The sequence below is a fragment of the Herminiimonas sp. KBW02 genome, assembly GCF_003852535.1.
GTDB lineage: Bacteria > Pseudomonadota > Gammaproteobacteria > Burkholderiales > Burkholderiaceae_D > Oxalicibacterium.
The window spans coordinates 57,030-73,741 of sequence record NZ_QAJP01000003.1; the positions used below are offsets into that span (position 1 = coordinate 57,030).

14 protein-coding genes are annotated in these 16,712 nt (G+C 55.8%); 5 read left to right on the forward strand and 9 right to left on the reverse strand.

Features of this window, described 5'->3' with window-relative positions; translation table 11 throughout:
• Positions 1-5: 5 nt before the first annotated feature.
• Together DBR37_RS02050 and DBR37_RS02055 are read left to right on the forward strand one after the other, a co-directional pair.
• On the forward strand, positions 6-1,457 hold the full coding sequence (locus DBR37_RS02050) for a bifunctional 2-methylcitrate dehydratase/aconitate hydratase (RefSeq protein ID WP_124572635.1): 1,452 nt from the start codon (positions 6-8) through the stop codon (positions 1,455-1,457).
• 89 nt (positions 1,458-1,546) lie between these two features.
• Entirely contained in the window at positions 1,547-3,451 is a 1,905-nt protein-coding gene (locus DBR37_RS02055) for a propionate--CoA ligase (protein WP_124572636.1), read from the forward strand.
• A 63-nt stretch (positions 3,452-3,514) separates the two neighbouring features.
• On the opposite strand, the gene DBR37_RS02060 is transcribed toward DBR37_RS02055, so the two are convergent.
• The 7 genes from DBR37_RS02060 to DBR37_RS02090 form a co-directional block, all read right to left on the reverse strand.
• Positions 3,515-6,031 carry a TonB-dependent receptor gene (locus DBR37_RS02060; protein WP_124572637.1) on the reverse strand — a complete coding sequence of 839 codons (2,517 nt, stop codon included), beginning with the start codon at positions 6,029-6,031 and terminating at the stop codon, positions 3,515-3,517.
• A 138-nt stretch (positions 6,032-6,169) separates the two neighbouring features.
• Complete coding sequence (locus DBR37_RS02065) at positions 6,170-7,159, reverse strand: FecR domain-containing protein (RefSeq protein ID WP_199739010.1); 990 nt, start codon at positions 7,157-7,159, stop codon at positions 6,170-6,172.
• Positions 7,156-7,668 (reverse strand): sigma-70 family RNA polymerase sigma factor, encoded by a 513-nt coding sequence (locus tag DBR37_RS02070; RefSeq protein ID WP_124572638.1) that lies wholly within the window; start codon positions 7,666-7,668, stop codon positions 7,156-7,158. Before DBR37_RS02070 ends, DBR37_RS02065 begins: the two co-directional genes overlap by 4 nt.
• A gap of 8 nt (positions 7,669-7,676) precedes the next feature.
• Complete coding sequence (locus tag DBR37_RS02075) at positions 7,677-8,441, reverse strand: DUF2325 domain-containing protein (protein ID WP_124572639.1); 765 nt, start codon at positions 8,439-8,441, stop codon at positions 7,677-7,679.
• Positions 8,442-8,660: 219 nt separating this feature from the next.
• Positions 8,661-11,117 (reverse strand): TonB-dependent receptor, encoded by a 2,457-nt coding sequence (locus DBR37_RS02080; RefSeq protein ID WP_124572640.1) that lies wholly within the window; start codon positions 11,115-11,117, stop codon positions 8,661-8,663.
• A gap of 191 nt (positions 11,118-11,308) precedes the next feature.
• The gene (locus DBR37_RS02085) at positions 11,309-12,316 is read right to left on the reverse strand and encodes a FecR domain-containing protein (RefSeq protein ID WP_233588254.1); all 1,008 of its coding nucleotides are present in this window, start codon (positions 12,314-12,316) and stop codon (positions 11,309-11,311) included.
• Positions 12,316-12,831 carry a sigma-70 family RNA polymerase sigma factor gene (locus DBR37_RS02090; RefSeq protein ID WP_124572642.1) on the reverse strand — a complete coding sequence of 172 codons (516 nt, stop codon included), beginning with the start codon at positions 12,829-12,831 and terminating at the stop codon, positions 12,316-12,318. Before DBR37_RS02090 ends, DBR37_RS02085 begins: the two co-directional genes overlap by 1 nt.
• A gap of 298 nt (positions 12,832-13,129) precedes the next feature.
• Here DBR37_RS02090 and DBR37_RS02095 point away from each other — a divergent pair, with 298 nt between their 5' ends.
• Positions 13,130-13,552, forward strand: coding sequence for a YbaN family protein (locus tag DBR37_RS02095; RefSeq protein ID WP_124572643.1), 423 nt, complete (start codon positions 13,130-13,132; stop codon positions 13,550-13,552).
• A 74-nt stretch (positions 13,553-13,626) separates the two neighbouring features.
• Here DBR37_RS02095 and DBR37_RS02100 read toward each other — a convergent pair whose 3' ends face one another.
• A complete protein-coding gene (locus DBR37_RS02100; RefSeq protein WP_124572644.1) occupies positions 13,627-14,676 on the reverse strand; it encodes an isocitrate/isopropylmalate dehydrogenase family protein in 1,050 nt (349 codons plus the stop codon).
• A gap of 321 nt (positions 14,677-14,997) precedes the next feature.
• On the opposite strand from DBR37_RS02100, the gene DBR37_RS02105 reads away from it, so the two are divergent.
• Both DBR37_RS02105 and DBR37_RS02110 read left to right on the forward strand, forming a co-directional pair.
• On the forward strand, positions 14,998-15,381 hold the full coding sequence (locus DBR37_RS02105) for an OsmC family protein (protein ID WP_124572645.1): 384 nt from the start codon (positions 14,998-15,000) through the stop codon (positions 15,379-15,381).
• Between the two features lie 24 nt (positions 15,382-15,405).
• Positions 15,406-16,323, forward strand: coding sequence for a pirin family protein (locus DBR37_RS02110; RefSeq protein WP_124572646.1), 918 nt, complete (start codon positions 15,406-15,408; stop codon positions 16,321-16,323).
• A gap of 19 nt (positions 16,324-16,342) precedes the next feature.
• On the opposite strand, the gene DBR37_RS02115 is transcribed toward DBR37_RS02110, so the two are convergent.
• Entirely contained in the window at positions 16,343-16,690 is a 348-nt protein-coding gene (locus tag DBR37_RS02115; protein WP_124572647.1) for a GFA family protein, read from the reverse strand.
• Positions 16,691-16,712: the final 22 nt, after the last annotated feature.

Below are 16,712 nucleotides of genomic sequence, written 5' to 3' on the forward strand. Positions count from 1 at the left end.
TACCCATGTCTGCCCATATCTCTAACGTCCGTCCCAAACACGACAAAGTACTGGTCGATATCGTCGATTACGTTACCAAGTACAGAATCTCTTCCAGGCTCGCCTACGACACCGCACGTAACTGCCTGATCGATACCCTCGGTTGTGGCCTGGAGGCACTCGAGTACCCTGCCTGTAAGAAACTGATGGGCCCCATCATCCCCGGCACCGTCGTGCCGAACGGCGCGAAAGTGCCAGGCACGCAATTCCAGCTCGATCCGGTACAGGCCGCATTCAACATCGGCATGATGATCCGCTGGCTGGATTTCAACGACACCTGGCTGGCGGCGGAATGGGGACATCCTTCCGATAATCTTGGCGGCATCCTCGCTACCGCTGACTGGCTTTCACGCGAAGCTGTCGCAGCGGGCAAGAAACCGCTGACGATGAAAGATGTGCTGACCGGCATGATCAAGGCACATGAAATCCAGGGTTGTATCGCGCTGGAAAATTCCTTCAACAAAGTCGGTCTCGATCACGTGGTGCTGGTCAAGGTTGCCTCTACCGCCGTTGTGGCCGAGATGCTGGGCCTGAGCCGGGATGAAATCCTGAATGCGGTGTCGCTGGCCTGGGTCGACGGGCAATCGCTGCGCACCTACCGCCACGCGCCAAATACCGGTTCACGCAAATCCTGGGCCGCAGGTGACGCAACCTCGCGTGCGGTACGTCTGGCCCTGATCGCAAAGACTGGTGAGATGGGTTATCCATCCGTGCTGACGGCCAAGACCTGGGGCTTTTACGACGTATTGTTCAAAGGCCAGCCGTTCAAGTTCCAGCGCAAGTACGCATCCTATGTGATGGAAAACGTGCTGTTCAAAATCTCGTTCCCTGCCGAGTTCCATTCACAGACTGCAGTGGAAGCGGCGATGACCCTGCATACGGAACTGGGTCGGCTCGGCAAGAAAGTTGAAGACATCAAGAAAATCACGATACGTACGCACGAAGCCTGCATACGCATCATCGATAAAAAAGGTCCGCTCGATAATCCTGCGGATCGCGATCACTGCATCCAGTACATGGTGGCGGTACCGCTGATCTTTGGCCGCCTCACCGCAGCCGATTACGAAGATGCTGTCGCAGCGGATCAACGCATCGACGTCTTGCGCGACAAAATCGTGTGCGTCGAAGACACCTCATTTACTGAGGATTATCACGATCCGAAGAAGCGCTCGATTGCGAATGCGCTGACGGTCGAATTCAGGGACGGCAAGAAACTCAAGGAAATCGTGGTCGAGTATCCGGTCGGTCATGCACGCCGTCGCAAGGAAGGCATACCGCTGCTGGAAGCCAAATTCAAGATCAACCTGGCGCGCCAGTTCCCGGCTAAGCAGCAGCAACGCATCCTTGACGTCTCACTCGACCAAAAGAAACTGGAAGCCATGCCGGTCCATGAGTATGTGGATCTGTATGTGATTTAGTCAGCAGTATCGCCTTTGCCAGCAAGTGCAAAGGCAGTTGCACCATAAGAGCGATACAAGACATAGCTTTATCTGGCCGGAGGAGACGTATGAGTTTCGATGCCGCAGCATATGACGCGTTTTACCGTTCATCGATAGATGACCCGCATACCTTCTGGGCCAAGCAAGCCCAACGCATAGACTGGCAGACGCCGTTCGGCAAGACGCTGGATTACGACCAGCCTCCCTTCGCCAAATGGTTTGTCGGTGGCACCACCAACCTCTGCTACAACGCAGTCGATCGTCATCTGGCCACACGTGCAGACCAGCCAGCGCTGGTGGCTATCTCGACCGAGACGGATAGCGAGACCACCTACACTTATGCGCAATTGCATGCAGAAGTGAATCGCAGTGCCGCCATGATGCAGGCACTCGGCGTCAGACAAGGTGATCGCGTCCTGATCTACATGCCTATGGTGGCGGAAGCCGCATTCGCAATGCTGGCCTGCGCGCGCATAGGTGCGATTCACTCGGTGGTATTCGGCGGCTTTGCCTCCACCAGTCTGGCCACGCGCATAGACGATGCCACTCCTGTGCTCATCATTTCGGCCGATGCCGGTTCCCGCGGCTGCAACATCACTCCTTATAAAATCCTGCTGGATGAAGCGATCGCACTGGCCGAACACAAACCGGCTCACGTACTAATGCTGGATCGCGGCCTGGCACCGATGAAAACCGTCGAAGGACGCGATGTCGATTACGCCAGTCTGCGCCAGCAACATATGGATGCCTCGGTACCGGTGACCTGGCTGGAATCTAACTCGCCGTCTTACATCCTCTACACCTCTGGTACGACCGGCAAGCCAAAAGGCGTGCTGCGCGATGTAGGCGGCTATGCGGTTGCGCTCGCGACATCTATGGATTTGATTTTTTGCGGCAAACCCGGCGAGACCTTCTTCTGCACCTCGGATATCGGCTGGGTCGTCGGCCACTCCTACATCATCTACGGCCCCTTGCTGGCTGGCATGACCACCATCCTGTATGAAGGTTTGCCGATACGACCGGATGCCTCGGTCTGGTGGAGCATCGTCGAGAAATACAAGGTCACACGCATGTCGTCGGCACCGACCGCGATCCGCGTATTGAAGAAGCAGCCGCTGGAGCTGCTGCAGAAACACGACCTGTCTTCACTCAAGGCACTGTACCTCGCCGGTGAACCGCTGGATCAGACCACATCCGACTGGATCTCGGGCGTACTCGGCGTGCCGGTCATCGATAATTACTGGCAGACTGAAACCGGCTGGCCCATCATCTCGGTGGCCAAGGGTGTGGGCGACAAACCTACCCGCTCCGGCAGCCCCGGCCAGCCCATGTATGGCTACAAGGTCAAAGTCATCAATGAAGAAACTGGCGATGACTGCAAGGCCAATGAGAAAGGCGTGGTCATCATCGAAGGCCCGTTGCCACCAGGCTGTCTGCAAACCCTGTATGGCGACGACCAGCGCTTTGTCAGCACCTACTGGCGCAACTTCAAACGCGAGGCTTACTCTACCTTCGACTGGGGCATACGCGATGCCGACGGCTATTACTTCATCCTCGGCCGTACTGATGACGTGATCAACGTTGCCGGCCACCGGCTGGGTACACGCGAGATAGAAGAAAGCATATCCAGCCACGCCAGCGTGTCCGAAGTCGCAGTGGTCGGCGTTGAAAATCCGATCAAGGGACAATGCGCAGTCGCTTTCGTGATCCTGAAGAATGCAGCGAACGCATCCAATCCGGAAGATGCGCGCAAACTGGAATGCGAAATCATGAAGGTAGTAGATAAACGACTGGGCCCTATCGGTCGCCCGTCGCATGTCTACTTTGTCAGCGCCTTGCCGAAGACGCGCTCCGGCAAACTCTTGCGCCGCTCGATACAGGCGATATGTGAGGGGCGCGATCCGGGTGATTTGTCGGTGATCGAAGATCCGGGCGCCCTGCAACAGATACGTAGCGCGCTGGTCACGGCTTAAAAGAAAAACGCTGGCATACCCTTGCAGATATGCCAGCGTGCACTATGCACCAGCTCTGAATGATCAGAAACGTGGTGTGTATTTCAACGTCAGCAAAGCGCTGCGCGGCGTACCGTAGTGGTTATTCGATGAGCCGCTATTGTATGAAGGAATGTAATAGGTCTTGTCGAACAGGTTATTCACATTGAGCGCCAGCGATACCTCAGGCGTTACCTGATAAGCGACGCGTGTACTCCAGATGGTGAAACCAGGCACATTGAACTTGCTGTCATAGCTAAGTGCATGGCTCTGCGTACTCACACCGCCACCTACACTGAACTTGCTCAGATCGCCCGGCAGTTTATAGTCGGCCCACAATCTGAGCATATGCTTCGGCGTCCAGGTGCTGAATACTTTGCCCTGGTTTTCAGGATCTACCAGATACTTGGTGGTGTTGAAGGTGTAACCGGCGAAGAGTTGCAAACCACGCAGTACTTCGCCACTGACCTCTGCTTCGAAGCCCTGGCTGCGTACTTTACCGGCGGCGCGTGAGCAATCATTGCCGTTACACAGGCCCAACCCATTCGGATCAGATACTGCACGATTTTTGTGGTCGTAACGGAACACCGCAAACGATGTATTCACACGTCCATCCGCCAGCTCACCTTTGACACCAAGTTCATAGTTGGTACCGGTGATAGGCTTGATCGTCCCGCCGCCAAGTACCGGTGCTGACTGCACCTCAAACACATCCGAATAGCTGGCGTAGGTCGACCATTGATTATTCAACGCATAGACCAGTCCACCATATGGTGTAAAGCGACCGGAAGCACTGTTGGTACTTTCATAGCGTGGCGACGTACCACGTGCCGGTTCTGAATACATTTGCTCAAACCAGCTGACACGACCGCCGAGAATACCAGTCAGACGATCCGTGAGCTGCGCACGCCAGGTACCGTAGACGCCTTTTTGTTCGACGTCATAGCTACTGATGGTATTGGTCGATCCTGGCATCGCCAGTATGCTGGCATAGTCTTGCCATGGGCGATTGTTATCTATCGCAAAGATGTTGCCACCAACCGTCCATTTCCGTGCAACGGCATCATCGGTATGATATTTGGAATAGTTGGCACCGAAGATAACTTCATGTTTCATCGCCATCGCGTCGAAGCGGCCACGCACATAGGCATCCACACCGAATTGTTCGCCTTCCAGATTCATCGCGAAGTCACCGTAACGCAAGCCGCCGCCGCCCGGCAGGATGCCGTTACCCAAAGCAGATATACGCTGATGCGCGGAAGTATTTTTTTCCCGCATCGTAACTGCCGATACTTTGAACGACCAGTTGTCATTGAAGCGATGATCGAGATCAGCATACACGCTGGTCTGATCGTTGTAGGCACGATTCCAGCCCGATCCGGTGTAGGTTGAGCGCGGCAAGCCTATGTCGCTATTATCCGCATACCGTGGCAAGCCGATAAAGGATGGACGGGAACGCGTTTCCTTGTTGCTGATACCAATGCCGACTGTCGTGTTCGGGCTAATGTCATAGTCCAGCGCGGCGTACAAGGTACGCGTATTTGACCAAACAGATTTGATGTAGGAATCGCTGCGATCTTCATCCAGTACTACGCGACCGCGCAATGTGCCTTCCGCATTCAGCGGGCCACCGGCATCCAGTTGCAAACCATAGCGATCCCAGGAACCAGCCTTGGCAGTCACTGTGACAGTCTTCTTCGCCTGGCCGCGTTTGCGTACGAAGTTAATCGCGCCGCCAGGACTGCCCGTGCCTTGTGTCAGACCAGCCGCACCACGCAGCACTTCGACCCGATCATAGAAGGCCAGCGATTCACTGCTCCAGTTACCAATCGAGTAGGTATTACGCGGCATGGGTACGCCGTCGTATTGGTAGCTATCGATCTGGAAACCGCGCGACATGATGACCGTGCCGGGACCCACACCCTGGGTTGCTACCAGGCCGGTCGTATTGCCCACTGCATCGGCCAATGTAGTCAGCGCCTGATCATCCATGCGCTGCCGCGTCAGGACACTGACGGATTGCGGAATATCTTTCAGCTTTTGATCGCCACGGTTAAGCGTCACGATGCTGGATGAATATGACTGGCTGCCATCTGTAGTCGCGGTCGCCGCTGCAGTCACATGCACAACCGGCAAGTTGGCTTCACCGACTGGCACGCTGGGACGGCGGATGACGGCGCTGGGACCGTCTATCACTGCAATCAGATCGGTGCCGTATAACAGCAAAGGCAAGGCTTCCTGCACGTTATAACTACCCTGCAAACCCCTGGTCTTCAGACCGTTGGTCAATTCAGTCGGGAAGGAAAGCAGGATGCCCGCTTCGCGGCCGAAGCGATTGAGTGCGGCTTCCAGCGAACCGGCAGGAATGTCGTAAGCCTTGCGTGCGGCAAAGCTGGCAGGTGTACCTGGCGCAGCATCTGCAGCCTGCACCAGGCTTGGTATGGCAACGATGGTGACGATGCTGGCGGCGAGAAAGAGTTGGCCGATGGCACTGGCGAGTAGCGCCGGTTTGCCTGGACTAAGCGTGCGCGCTTCAGGTCCGGTACAGAGTAGATGCTGCATATTCGATTCCTGTTGTTGGTTTAGAGATGTGACTTGCTTATCTCGTATGTCCAACCAAAATCGAAAACAGACCACCCCGAGAGAAAAAATATTCAGAACGTATTCTGAAACACATGCGCCGGATAAATTTCAGTATCTTTAGCTCATTTTTCCCGGTCGTATCGTGACCCAGTAACGCGTCAGATAATGTATCTCTACCGGCAAAGTGGAACGCAGCGCCGTGAGCACAAGATCGGTGTCGTTTAAAGGATAGGTACCGGATACACGCAAACCGGCAATCGCCGGATCGCAACTCAAACGTCCGCGCCGATAGCGTGACAACTCGGCCAGAAAATCATGCAGACGCATGCCGCTGGCGACTATCATCCCTTCGGCCCAGGCAGCGTCATCGGGCTTCAGGCTGACCGGCTCGGCAATACCATCATGCGTAAACTGTACGCGCTCACCAGCCTGTATGACGCGCACGAGTCCTGCGCCATCCTTGGGACGGACTTCAACCGCACCTTCAAATACATCGAGCCTGCTGAACTCACTTTTCTGGCGCACGGCAAAGCGCGTACCCAGGGGACGCAATTCACCCTGCGCAGTCTGCACCACGAAGGGCCGGGGCATGGCCGCGCCATCGCTGGCTGTGGTAACCATGATTTCGCCGCTGACGACGAATACACGGCGCTCAAGTTCGGTATAACGAATATTGACCGCGCTATCCGTATTCAGCGTCAGCTCGGTACCATCCACCAGCACGATGGTGCGACGCTCACCTAATGCAGTCCGTTCATCCGCCGACCAAGCGCGCCATGGCAGATGCTCTTCCGCCATGTAAGCCGTCGCACCGACAAAGAAGAATGCAGCCAGAGTCTTGATCGCGGCGCGCCGCTTGTTCGAACGCGGCGCAGTCAGCGTGGCGTGTGCCAGCGCTGTGGTCAGCGGCGACGCCACGCCACGCAGTTTGTTATTCACGCTTTCTATGCGCTGCCATGCACGCGCATGATCAGGGTGCTGCGTCAGCCAGTCCTGCAGAGCCTCGCGCGAGACATCGCCAGATTGCAGGGCGACCAGCCATTCCACAGCGCGTCTGGCAATTTGCGGCGATACATCGATAGCCATGCCCTGCGTATTCTTGCTCATGCCTGCTCCAGCGCGAAATAGCACTGCACACCTGCACGTATCAGGTAGCGCTTGACGGTGGTGACAGATATATTCAGTTCTACTGCGATTTCGCCATGACTCATATCATCCAGCTGCGCATACAGGAAAGCGCGTTTGACCGGCGTCGGCAAACCATCAAGCATGCGATCAATTTCGACCAGGGTTTCCAGCAGAATAGCGCGCTCTTCCGGCGACGGCGCCAGTGCTTCCGGCATTTGTTCCAGTGCATGCAGATAAGCACGCTCCAGCTCTTCACGCCGCCAGTGACTGAAGAGCACGCGTTGCGCAACGGTCGTCAGGAATGCGCGCGGTTCACGCGCTGCGATCAGCTCTTCCCGCGCCAGCAAGCGCACAAAAGTGTCATGCGCCAGATCGGCGGCCTTGCTTGCATCTCCGAGTTTCTTGCGCAACCAGCCCTGCAACCAACCGTGGTGATCACTATATAAGGTACTGATTTCCTGATGCAGCGCGTTCTCGTTGGCAGACATGGGCGACCTTATTTTGCCGGAGTCAGGGTGCCGGCCATTTCAGCTTCGGCCCTGCGCGCTTGCTCACTCACTGCCAGCAAGTCTTCCGCATCACGCACGAAGTGCATCGCACGCGGCTGATTCACCAGCACGCATTGTTTGCCAGTGCGCTTGCAATGATCCTGTATGCGCCAGTAAGCGTTGTGGCTGACGCAACCGGTCTGGCAGATCACCAGATCCGCTGCCACCAGGCTTGCTTCCAGCGCCGTTTCATCTTCGCTGTCCATGCCGTCGTGATGCAGAAAGTAGCCGCCTGCACGCTCCACTTCCATTTGCGCCACCGACTTGCCCGATGCATCCTTGCCTATGCACAGCACAGACTTTTGCCGCAGGTCGGCTGGTATCACCGGATGCGGTGCCAGTGTTTCCGTCCGCGCCGGTGTGCCCAGCCATTGCCAGCCCAGGCGCTCACGCATCAGGCTTTGTATGTGTTCGGTCAGTGATTCGACCCGGCGTACCAGGCTCATGCGAGTAGGCAATCCGGGGATGCTCGCTTTCAGCGTCGCCAGGTCTTCGCGGGCAAACGCCAGTTCGGTATCGCGCGCGATCAGTTCCGCGCGCAAGCGCATGACTTCCGCATCCTTGCGCGCCATGTCGCGACGCAAGGCTTCAATCTGGTCAACCTGGCGCGCCACCAGCTCACTGCAACGATTCTGGACACGGCCATATTCATTGAGCAACACGCTGTGCTCACGCGCGATGTTGTCAAAATTACTGTTGTGGGACTTACTCATTGCTCACCTCCAACCTGCTTAGTTATCGGCGTCGCAAATGGTGTCAAATCCGCATGCCGAACGGTATTCCGGGATAATTATAAATGATAATTATTCTCATTGGAGGGAAAATTGTAATTTCCCGGGTGACGAAATAGCCCCCTTCCCGCTTACCGGCAATAAAAAAGCCGGAAGGGCAATATGCTCTTCCGGCTCGCTGACTTCTTCGCTTTACCCGATTCAAAAGGTTCCGCGCAGGGTCATCATCACTTCACGCGGATTACCGTATAAGGAACCGAAATTGACGCGATCTATCGTCGCGTAATAATGCTTGTCGAACAGGTTGTTGACGTTCAGCGCCAGGGTCCAGCGTGGATCGATGCGATATGCAGCACGTGCGTTCCACACGGTATAACCACCCTGCACCACCGATTTATCACGACCTTGCGTATTGCTTTGGGTAGTCATGCCCAGTCCGGCACTCACGGTTTCGCTGACGCGATAGTCGGCCCAGGTGCGGAACAGATGTTTCGGCACTTGCGGATTGAAGATCAAACCTTCATTTGCCGCATCTTGCAGATACCTGGTGGTGTTGTAGGTATAACCAGCCGTCAGGTTCAGGCGCGAAGTCATCTTGCCGCCGACTTCTGCTTCCACACCCTGGCTGCGTACCTTGCCGGATGCGCGTGAGCAGTAGTCACCGTCGCACAACAGACCGGAATCGATATCCTGCACTGCGCGATTTTTATGGATGTAGCGGAACAAGGCCAGCGAGGTATTCACACGCTGATCAAACAACTCACCTTTGATACCAAGCTCGTAATTGCTGCCGATAATAGGATCCAGGGTCTGCTGCGCGGCATTACGTTGCGATTGCGGCACGAATACTTCGGTATAGCTACCGTAGGCTGTCCATTGCGGCGTGATCGCATAGGTCAGGCCCATGTATGGCGTGAATTCACCCGAGCTCTTGCTCAGTGTCGTACCTGCACCCCAGCGGCTGACCGAGTCATACTTGTTTTCATACCAGCTGACACGACCACCGATGATCAGGCTCAGCGGATCGGTCAGCGACAGACGCATGGTGCCGTAGAGACCCTTGCTGGTTACGTCATACGCACCGGTCGACAGATTCGACAGCGCCGCCAGGCTGGCCATGGTCGGCTTCGGTGTGTACGGATTCGGATTGAATACATTGATCGCACCGAGGCCGGTGGCAATCGCGTATTTATCGTCCGAAGTGTAGTTCGAATAGTTGGCACCCATGATGACTTCATGACGACGTCCCCACGCCTGGAACTTGCCACTCAGTGCGGCGTCCAGCCCGACATGCTCACCACGGAAATCGGTGGCCACGCCTATCCTGCTGGTGCCTGCGCCGGTCGCACGGTTAACCGCACCCTGGCCATAGCTGTACAGGGAATCATTGCGTTCATTCATATAGACCGCGCCTACTTTCAGTCGCCAGTCATCATTGAATCTGTGTGTCAGGTCTGCGAAGACACGCGTCTGCTGATTATTCAGTTCATTCCAGTCCGAACCGAGGAAGGTGCCGCGACGCAAGTTCAAAGAGCCGCCATCGGTATAGCGCGGCAAGCCGGCGAACGAAGGTGTGGCCCTGGTTTTTTCGTAGCTGATGCCCAGACCCAAAGTGGTTTGCGAAGTCAGGTCGATATCGATCGCGCCATACAGCGTCGTATTTTTGCTGCCGACGAAGTCGATAAAGGAATCCTGCGTGTCGTAGTCCAGCACCGCGCGACCACGTATCGTGCCGCTTTCGTTCATTGGGCCGCCGACGTCGAGTTGGGCGCCATAGTGATTGTATGAACCCGCTTTCACGGTGGCGCTGATGGTCTTTTCAGTCTGACCACGCTTGCGTACCAGATTGACGGCGCCACCCATGCTATCCGCACCCTGCCACAAACCGGCCGCACCGCGCAGCACTTCAGCGCGCTCGTACAAGGCCATGTTCTCAGTCAGGCTGCTGGCCTGGGAATAGTATTGACGTGACAAAGGTACACCGTCGTACTGCAGCGACGTGATAGGAAAGCCGCGTGCAAAGAAGTATTTACCTGCCATCGGACTGGCCGTGGTGACGACACCGGTAACGTTTTCGAGCACATCGTAAATGGATGTCATGTTTTGATCATCCATGCGCTGGCGCGTGACCACGCTGACCGATTGCGGAATGTCTTTGAGCTTCTGGTCCGTTTTACCTATCGATACCGTGCGCGTTGTGTAAGACGTCACATCTGCCGCCACTGCAGCCGTGACCGTTACCGCTGGCAGCGTCGATTCCATTTGCGCGGTACGCAGTATGTAAATATAACGGCTGCGCTCCACCGCCTCCAGGCCTGAGCCTGCCAGCAGACGGGCAAAACCTTCCGACACGGAGACGCTGCCGCTCAATCCTGGCGAGCGACGGCCTTCCACCACGGCAGAATCGATCTGTATGGTGACACCGGCCTTGCCGGCGAAATCGGCCAGGGTTTCGCCCAGCGCTCCGGCTGGTATCGCGTAGGCCTTGCGTGTGACAGCGGTTGCACTTTCCTGTGCATGTACTGGTTCGGCGACCAGTGTCGCGCCCAGTGCCAGGCCCATTGCGAACAAAGCGCAATAGATATTCCTCGCCATCGGCGTGACTGGCGGCAGTTGCCTCTGCGCAGCGCGCGAGGAATGGTGGGTATGGTGCTTCATTATTCGTCCTTGGTTCGAGGTCTATGTCATTAGCTACGAGTCAATGACACGCGAAATCAACAAAGGGGACATACAAAACAAAAGTATTTAAAAAAAGTATTTAAAAAAAGATGCCGGCATAAAGCCGGCGAAGGAAATGTCGACGTTAACCGTCGACAGGAGGAATAGATTCGGTAGTTACAAGCGTGTCATCAAGCCTTTGCTGTTGTCGCAGGCGCGACTATCGTTACCCAGTAGCGCGTACGGAACAACACTTCTACCGGCAAGGCATCGGGCAGGGCATTCAGGATGTTGTCGGTGTTGTCGAGCTGGAAGGAACCGGTAATGCGCAAGTCAGCCACGGCCGGATCACAACGTAACAAACCCGGACGGTAGCGATTCAATTCAGCCGCAAAATCTTCCAGTCGCATCTTGCTGGCAAACAGTACGCCATTGGTCCAGTCCGCCACATGCGGATCGATCACTTCGATCTGCTCAAAACCGCGCTCGCTAAAGCGCGTTTGCTGTCCGGCATTCAGCACGATCAGTTTGCTGATTGCTGCCTGCGGCCGGATCTCGACCGCATGTTCAAGTACGCTGACACGTGTGACGGTCGCGCCGTCATCCTTGCGCACAACAAAGCGCGTACCCAGTGCGCGTATGTATCCATGTGTGGTTTGCACGACGAAAGGACGATGAGCAGTGTGTTCAGCATCGCTGCCTGTCGTCACTTCAATTTCACCGGAGTGCAGGCGCAACAGGCGTTGCGTGCCATCGTAAGCGACATCAATACTGGTATTCGTTCCGAGATGCACACGCGTTCCATCGGCCAGGCGGATCTCGCGATGCTCGCCTTTTGCGGTGCGGTAATCCGCATTCATTGCAGCCCAGGGCGCATAGCGATATGAGGCATAGCCCACCGGCGCGGCCAGCATAAACAGCAGCAAGGTCTTGACTGCGCGACGACGGTCCACCCGCACCTTGCGACCCAGTGCAGGCAAACCAACCGCGCCAGGCACGATGCCGAATTTCTGATTGATGCTTTGTGCACGCTGCCATGCACGCTCGTGCTCCGGATCTGCCGCACGCCAGCGTTTGCAGGCGGCTACATCTTCGGCAGTCTGGCCGTCATACAGCGCCGCCAGCCATTGCGCTGCTTCGCGTGCGATCGCCCGGTCTATCGGACGGCGGTCATCTGTATTAAAGGTGGTCGATGTCATCACAGATCCAGCATGATGCATTCTTCGAACGCTTGCGCCATGTAGCGCTTGACCGTGCGCACGCTGACATCCAGGCGCACACTGATTTCCGCGTAGCTCAATCCTTCAAATTGCGCCAACAGGAACGCCGTACGTGCTTTATGCGGCAAGGCGTCCAGCATGGCATCGATTTCGTGCAGGGTTTCGAGAATGATGAGGCGGTCTTCAGGTGCCGGTGCATACATGTCCGGTACCAGCGCCAGCGCTTCCAGATAAGCGCGTTCCAGCGATAGCCGACGATAGTGATTCAGTATGACGCGTCCGGCCACCGTCGTCAGGTAGGCGCGCGGCTCGCGCAAATCCAGATCACTGCGTTTGTCTTGTGCGGTGAGTATGCGCAGAAAAGTATCTTGCGCGATGTCGGCTGCATTGTGCGCGCAACCCAGCTTTTTACGCAGCCAGCCGAACAGCCAGCCATGATGGTTGCTGTATAAGGTGTGGACTTGCTGCTGCAGGACGGTGTCAGTGGCAGACATTGCGGGTAAGACATCAATGTAAATGAGAATTATTCTCATAATAGCCGAGAAGCCGCTACAATTGCAATCTGCAGCTTTATACAAACGCCTGTGCGTTGCAAAAATGAAACCGCACTCGCAAGCACGGTCCATATATAAATCCACAACCGAAAAATCCACGACCGGATTTCACGACCTGCTTTTTCTCAACACGGCATACAGATCACCAGAACCATGTATTCTTATTTCCGGATACGCTCCTTCTTAGTTGATGACAGCGTACGGAGTATCACTATTCAACATAGCAAGCAGCCGCTACATGCCCACAGCACCAACTGAAATCAAACAGCGCTCGCGTCTGGCTAAAGCACTCTACGGTTTAGTCGGCGGCATCGCACTGGCACTGGGCATCATCGGCATTTTCCTGCCGGGCTTGCCAACCACCCCTTTCGTCCTGCTGGCCGCGGCCTGCTTCGCCAAAGCCTCGCCGCGCGTGCATCAGTGGATGCTGCAGCACCAGCTGATCGGCCCCATGCTGCGCAACTGGGAAGAGCATCGCAGCCTCACGCTGCGCACCAAGTGCATCGCAATAGGCTCGATGTCCGTCATGATCGCGGTGTCGATCTGGAGTTTTTCCGGTCGTCCGTGGATACAGCTGAGCTTGCTGATACTGGCTGCGATAGGTGCGGCGACGGTGTTGCGCATACCAACCCGCCCGCAAACAGACAGCGCACAAAAATAAAAAGCGCATGATGAATTCACCTCATCATGCGCTTTTCTTATAAGCAGTCGGTCAGCAACTGCCGGGGCAGGCATTTATTTTTGCATGTCGCGTATGCGCTCTATCAGCAGATCGCCATATTTGGACGTAGAGACGGTACCACCCAGATCGACCGTACGGCCGCTTTCGGTGCTCAATACCGAATCAATCGCATCACGCAGGAGGGTCGCTTTCTCTTTCTGACCTTTGTGCTCCAGCATCAATGCTGCGGCCAGCAGAAGCGCCGTCGGATTGGCCATGCCTTTACCGGCGATGTCCGGTGCCGAACCATGCACTGCTTCAAAAATGGCTGCGCGTTCACCGATGTTCGCGCCCGGCGCCATACCCAGCCCGCCGACCAGACCGGCGATCTGATCGGACAGGATGTCGCCGAACAGATTGGTGGAAACGATGACGTCGAACTGCCACGGATTCAATACCAGTTGCATCGCACACGCATCGACGATGCGATCGTTGAATTCAATCTGGTCTGCATAGTTGAGGCCGACTTGCTTGGCGGTTTCCAGGAACAGGCCAGTCAATGCTTTCAGCACATTCGCTTTGTGCACGATGGTGACTTTACGGCGGTTGTTGCGCACAGCGTAGTCAAATGCGAACTTGGAAATGCGACGGCTACCGGCGCGGGTATTGATACCGGTCGCCATTGCCACTGCATGTGCATCATCACCGATAGGCACGTAGTGCTCGTGACCAACGTACAGGCCTTCGAGGTTTTCACGTATCAGCACCAGGTCGATTTTTTCGTAACGGCCACCCGGCACGATGGTACGAGCCGGACGCACATTGGCGTAGAGCTGGAAGGTTTCACGCAGGCGCACGTTGACGGAGCGGAAGCCGCCGCCGACCGGCGTGCTCAACGGACCTTTCAAGGCGAGGCCGGTGCGGCTGATGCTGTCCAGCGTAGCCTGCGGCAATAAATCGCCATTTTTTTCCAGCGCGTTCACGCCAGCTTGTTGGGTTTCCCATGTGAATGGGTTGCCGAGCGTATCAAATACACGCACAACCACATCAACGATTTCAGGGCCGATGCCATCACCGGGAATAAGTGTGACCGGAATTTGCTGCTGCGTGCTGCTGTTAGCCATGTTGGTGTCCTATCCATGATCAAGATAATTAGAGCGCGTAAGCTTTAAAAGAAAGCACTTTGTGTAAAAGCCGCAGCCCGCATTTTAACTCAAATGTCTTATGTCATATATAAGAGTTGGAATTTTTTATGGCAACATGGCTTTTTGCCATGACTCTTTTGGCAAGATTGCAAATCAGCAAACCAAACCCAGATCAAGACGATGGATTTCTCCCTGGGCTATAGTGGTGACGCGCTGCGCCTGCTACAGGCAAGCAGATGCCATACCGATCACGCGTTACAGATCACAATTAATCACGCAACTATTTAGGGGTATTTACAGATGGAAATCAAAGTCACCAAAGGTGCAGGCAAACTGCAACACATCGTCGCAGCCGGTCCACACACACTCATCGCTGATGCGCCATCCGCATTCGGCGGCGATGATGCAGGCTTTGTGCCGCACGATTTGCTGGCAGCTGCGCTGGGCGCCTGCACCGCAGTGACATTGAATATGTACGCCGGCCGCAAGGAAATCCCGCTGGAAAAAGTTGACGTTACCGTCGTCGCTGGTGAACAGGATGGCGCATATGTCTTCAATCGCACCCTGCACTACCATGGCAACCTCAGCGCCGAGCAAAAAGACAGCCTGAACAAGATCGCTGACAAGTGCCCGGTACACAAAGCATTGTCCGGCGACATCAAGATCATCACCGAAGCCAACTAAAACCGACTCGAGGCAGGATCTATCATGGATACCGACCAAAGCGCACTGGAAACCGTCGTCATCCCGCGTACGCGTGATCTCGGCGACAACTTTGAAGTACGGCGTGCCCTGCCGACTTCGCAGAAACGCATGGTCGGTCCTTTCGTCTTCCTCGATCAGATGGGACCGCACGTATTCACCGCAGGTCACGGCCTGGACGTGCGTCCGCATCCGCATATCGGCCTCGCTACCGTTACTTATCTCTTCGATGGCGAGATCGAGCACCGCGACAGCGTCGGCTCGATACAAACCATACAACCAGGCGCAGTGAACTGGATGACCGCCGGCAGCGGCATCGTGCACTCTGAACGCACCGGCAAGGCCTTGCGCGCCAGCGGTTCCTCCATCGAAGGTTTGCAATGCTGGGTCGCACTACCGAAGAAGCATGAAGAAACCGATCCCGGCTTCGTGCACGTAGCAGCCAACGCATTACCGATACTTGAAGGCGACGGCGCATCGGCCAAGATTATTGCCGGCAGCTTCTTTGGCAAAAGCTCACCTGTCCCTACGCTGTCGGATTTGTTTTATGTCGATGTCGCACTGGCACCCAAGGCGCGCCTGGACGTACCGGCCGAGTATCCGGAACAAGCTATCTATGTAGTGGAAGGTCAGCTCGACCTCGGACGCGACGGTGTCTACGGTCCCGGCCAGTTGCTGGTACTGCGTGCCAATACAGCAGTCACTCTGCGCAATGGCAGCAGCGGCACCACACGCCTGATGCTGCTCGGCGGTGAACCCATGGATGGTTCGCGTTATCTGGTGTGGAATTTTGTTTCCAGCTCGCTGGAACGCCTGGAGCAGGCGAAGGAAGACTGGCGTTTTCAACGCTTCACTGCGGTACCAGGCGAAACTGAATTCATCCCGCTGCCGGACTTGCCCGGCAAACCTATCGGCTATCCTTAAACGTCCGGCGCAGCAATCGTCAGGCGCTCTTGCCGTCGTAGTGCTGCACCTTCAACCCGGACAGATCCACAGCTTCCAGGCAACGTGCGTTAACAGCCGCCATCTCATTGCCATCCTTATCCCTGGCCATGCCATAGGTCTGGCAACCACAGGTCGGGCAGAAATGATGGTCTATCCGGTGCTTGTTGAATTTATAAACGGTGGACTTGCCTTCACCGCTGGTGATCTTTAATTGCGCGCGCGGCACAAACCACAGCAGGAAACCTTTGCGACTGCAATGTGAGCAATTGCAATCCATGACTTGTTGCAGCTCGCCTTCTGCTTCAAATTTGAGCAAGCCGCAATGACACGATCCTTGATAGAGCATGCTGATCTCCGTAGTTATCTGG

Excerpts from the sequence above, each read along its gene's own strand:
- DBR37_RS02050 (WP_124572635.1), top strand. The coding sequence starts at position 6 with ATGTCTGCCCATATCTCTAACGTCCGTCCCAAACACGACAAAGTACTG.
- DBR37_RS02055 (WP_124572636.1), top strand. The coding sequence starts at position 1,547 with ATGAGTTTCGATGCCGCAGCATATGACGCGTTTTACCGTTCATCGATA.
- DBR37_RS02060 (WP_124572637.1), bottom strand. The coding sequence starts at position 6,031 with ATGCAGCATCTACTCTGTACCGGACCTGAAGCGCGCACGCTTAGTCCA.
- DBR37_RS02065 (WP_199739010.1), bottom strand. The coding sequence starts at position 7,159 with ATGAGCAAGAATACGCAGGGCATGGCTATCGATGTATCGCCGCAAATT.
- DBR37_RS02070 (WP_124572638.1), bottom strand. The coding sequence starts at position 7,668 with ATGTCTGCCAACGAGAACGCGCTGCATCAGGAAATCAGTACCTTATAT.
- DBR37_RS02075 (WP_124572639.1), bottom strand. The coding sequence starts at position 8,441 with ATGAGTAAGTCCCACAACAGTAATTTTGACAACATCGCGCGTGAGCAC.
- DBR37_RS02080 (WP_124572640.1), bottom strand. The coding sequence starts at position 11,117 with ATGAAGCACCATACCCACCATTCCTCGCGCGCTGCGCAGAGGCAACTG.
- DBR37_RS02085 (WP_233588254.1), bottom strand. The coding sequence starts at position 12,316 with ATGACATCGACCACCTTTAATACAGATGACCGCCGTCCGATAGACCGG.
- DBR37_RS02090 (WP_124572642.1), bottom strand. The coding sequence starts at position 12,831 with ATGTCTGCCACTGACACCGTCCTGCAGCAGCAAGTCCACACCTTATAC.
- DBR37_RS02095 (WP_124572643.1), top strand. The coding sequence starts at position 13,130 with ATGCCCACAGCACCAACTGAAATCAAACAGCGCTCGCGTCTGGCTAAA.
- DBR37_RS02100 (WP_124572644.1), bottom strand. The coding sequence starts at position 14,676 with ATGGCTAACAGCAGCACGCAGCAGCAAATTCCGGTCACACTTATTCCC.
- DBR37_RS02105 (WP_124572645.1), top strand. The coding sequence starts at position 14,998 with ATGGAAATCAAAGTCACCAAAGGTGCAGGCAAACTGCAACACATCGTC.
- DBR37_RS02110 (WP_124572646.1), top strand. The coding sequence starts at position 15,406 with ATGGATACCGACCAAAGCGCACTGGAAACCGTCGTCATCCCGCGTACG.
- DBR37_RS02115 (WP_124572647.1), bottom strand. The coding sequence starts at position 16,690 with ATGCTCTATCAAGGATCGTGTCATTGCGGCTTGCTCAAATTTGAAGCA.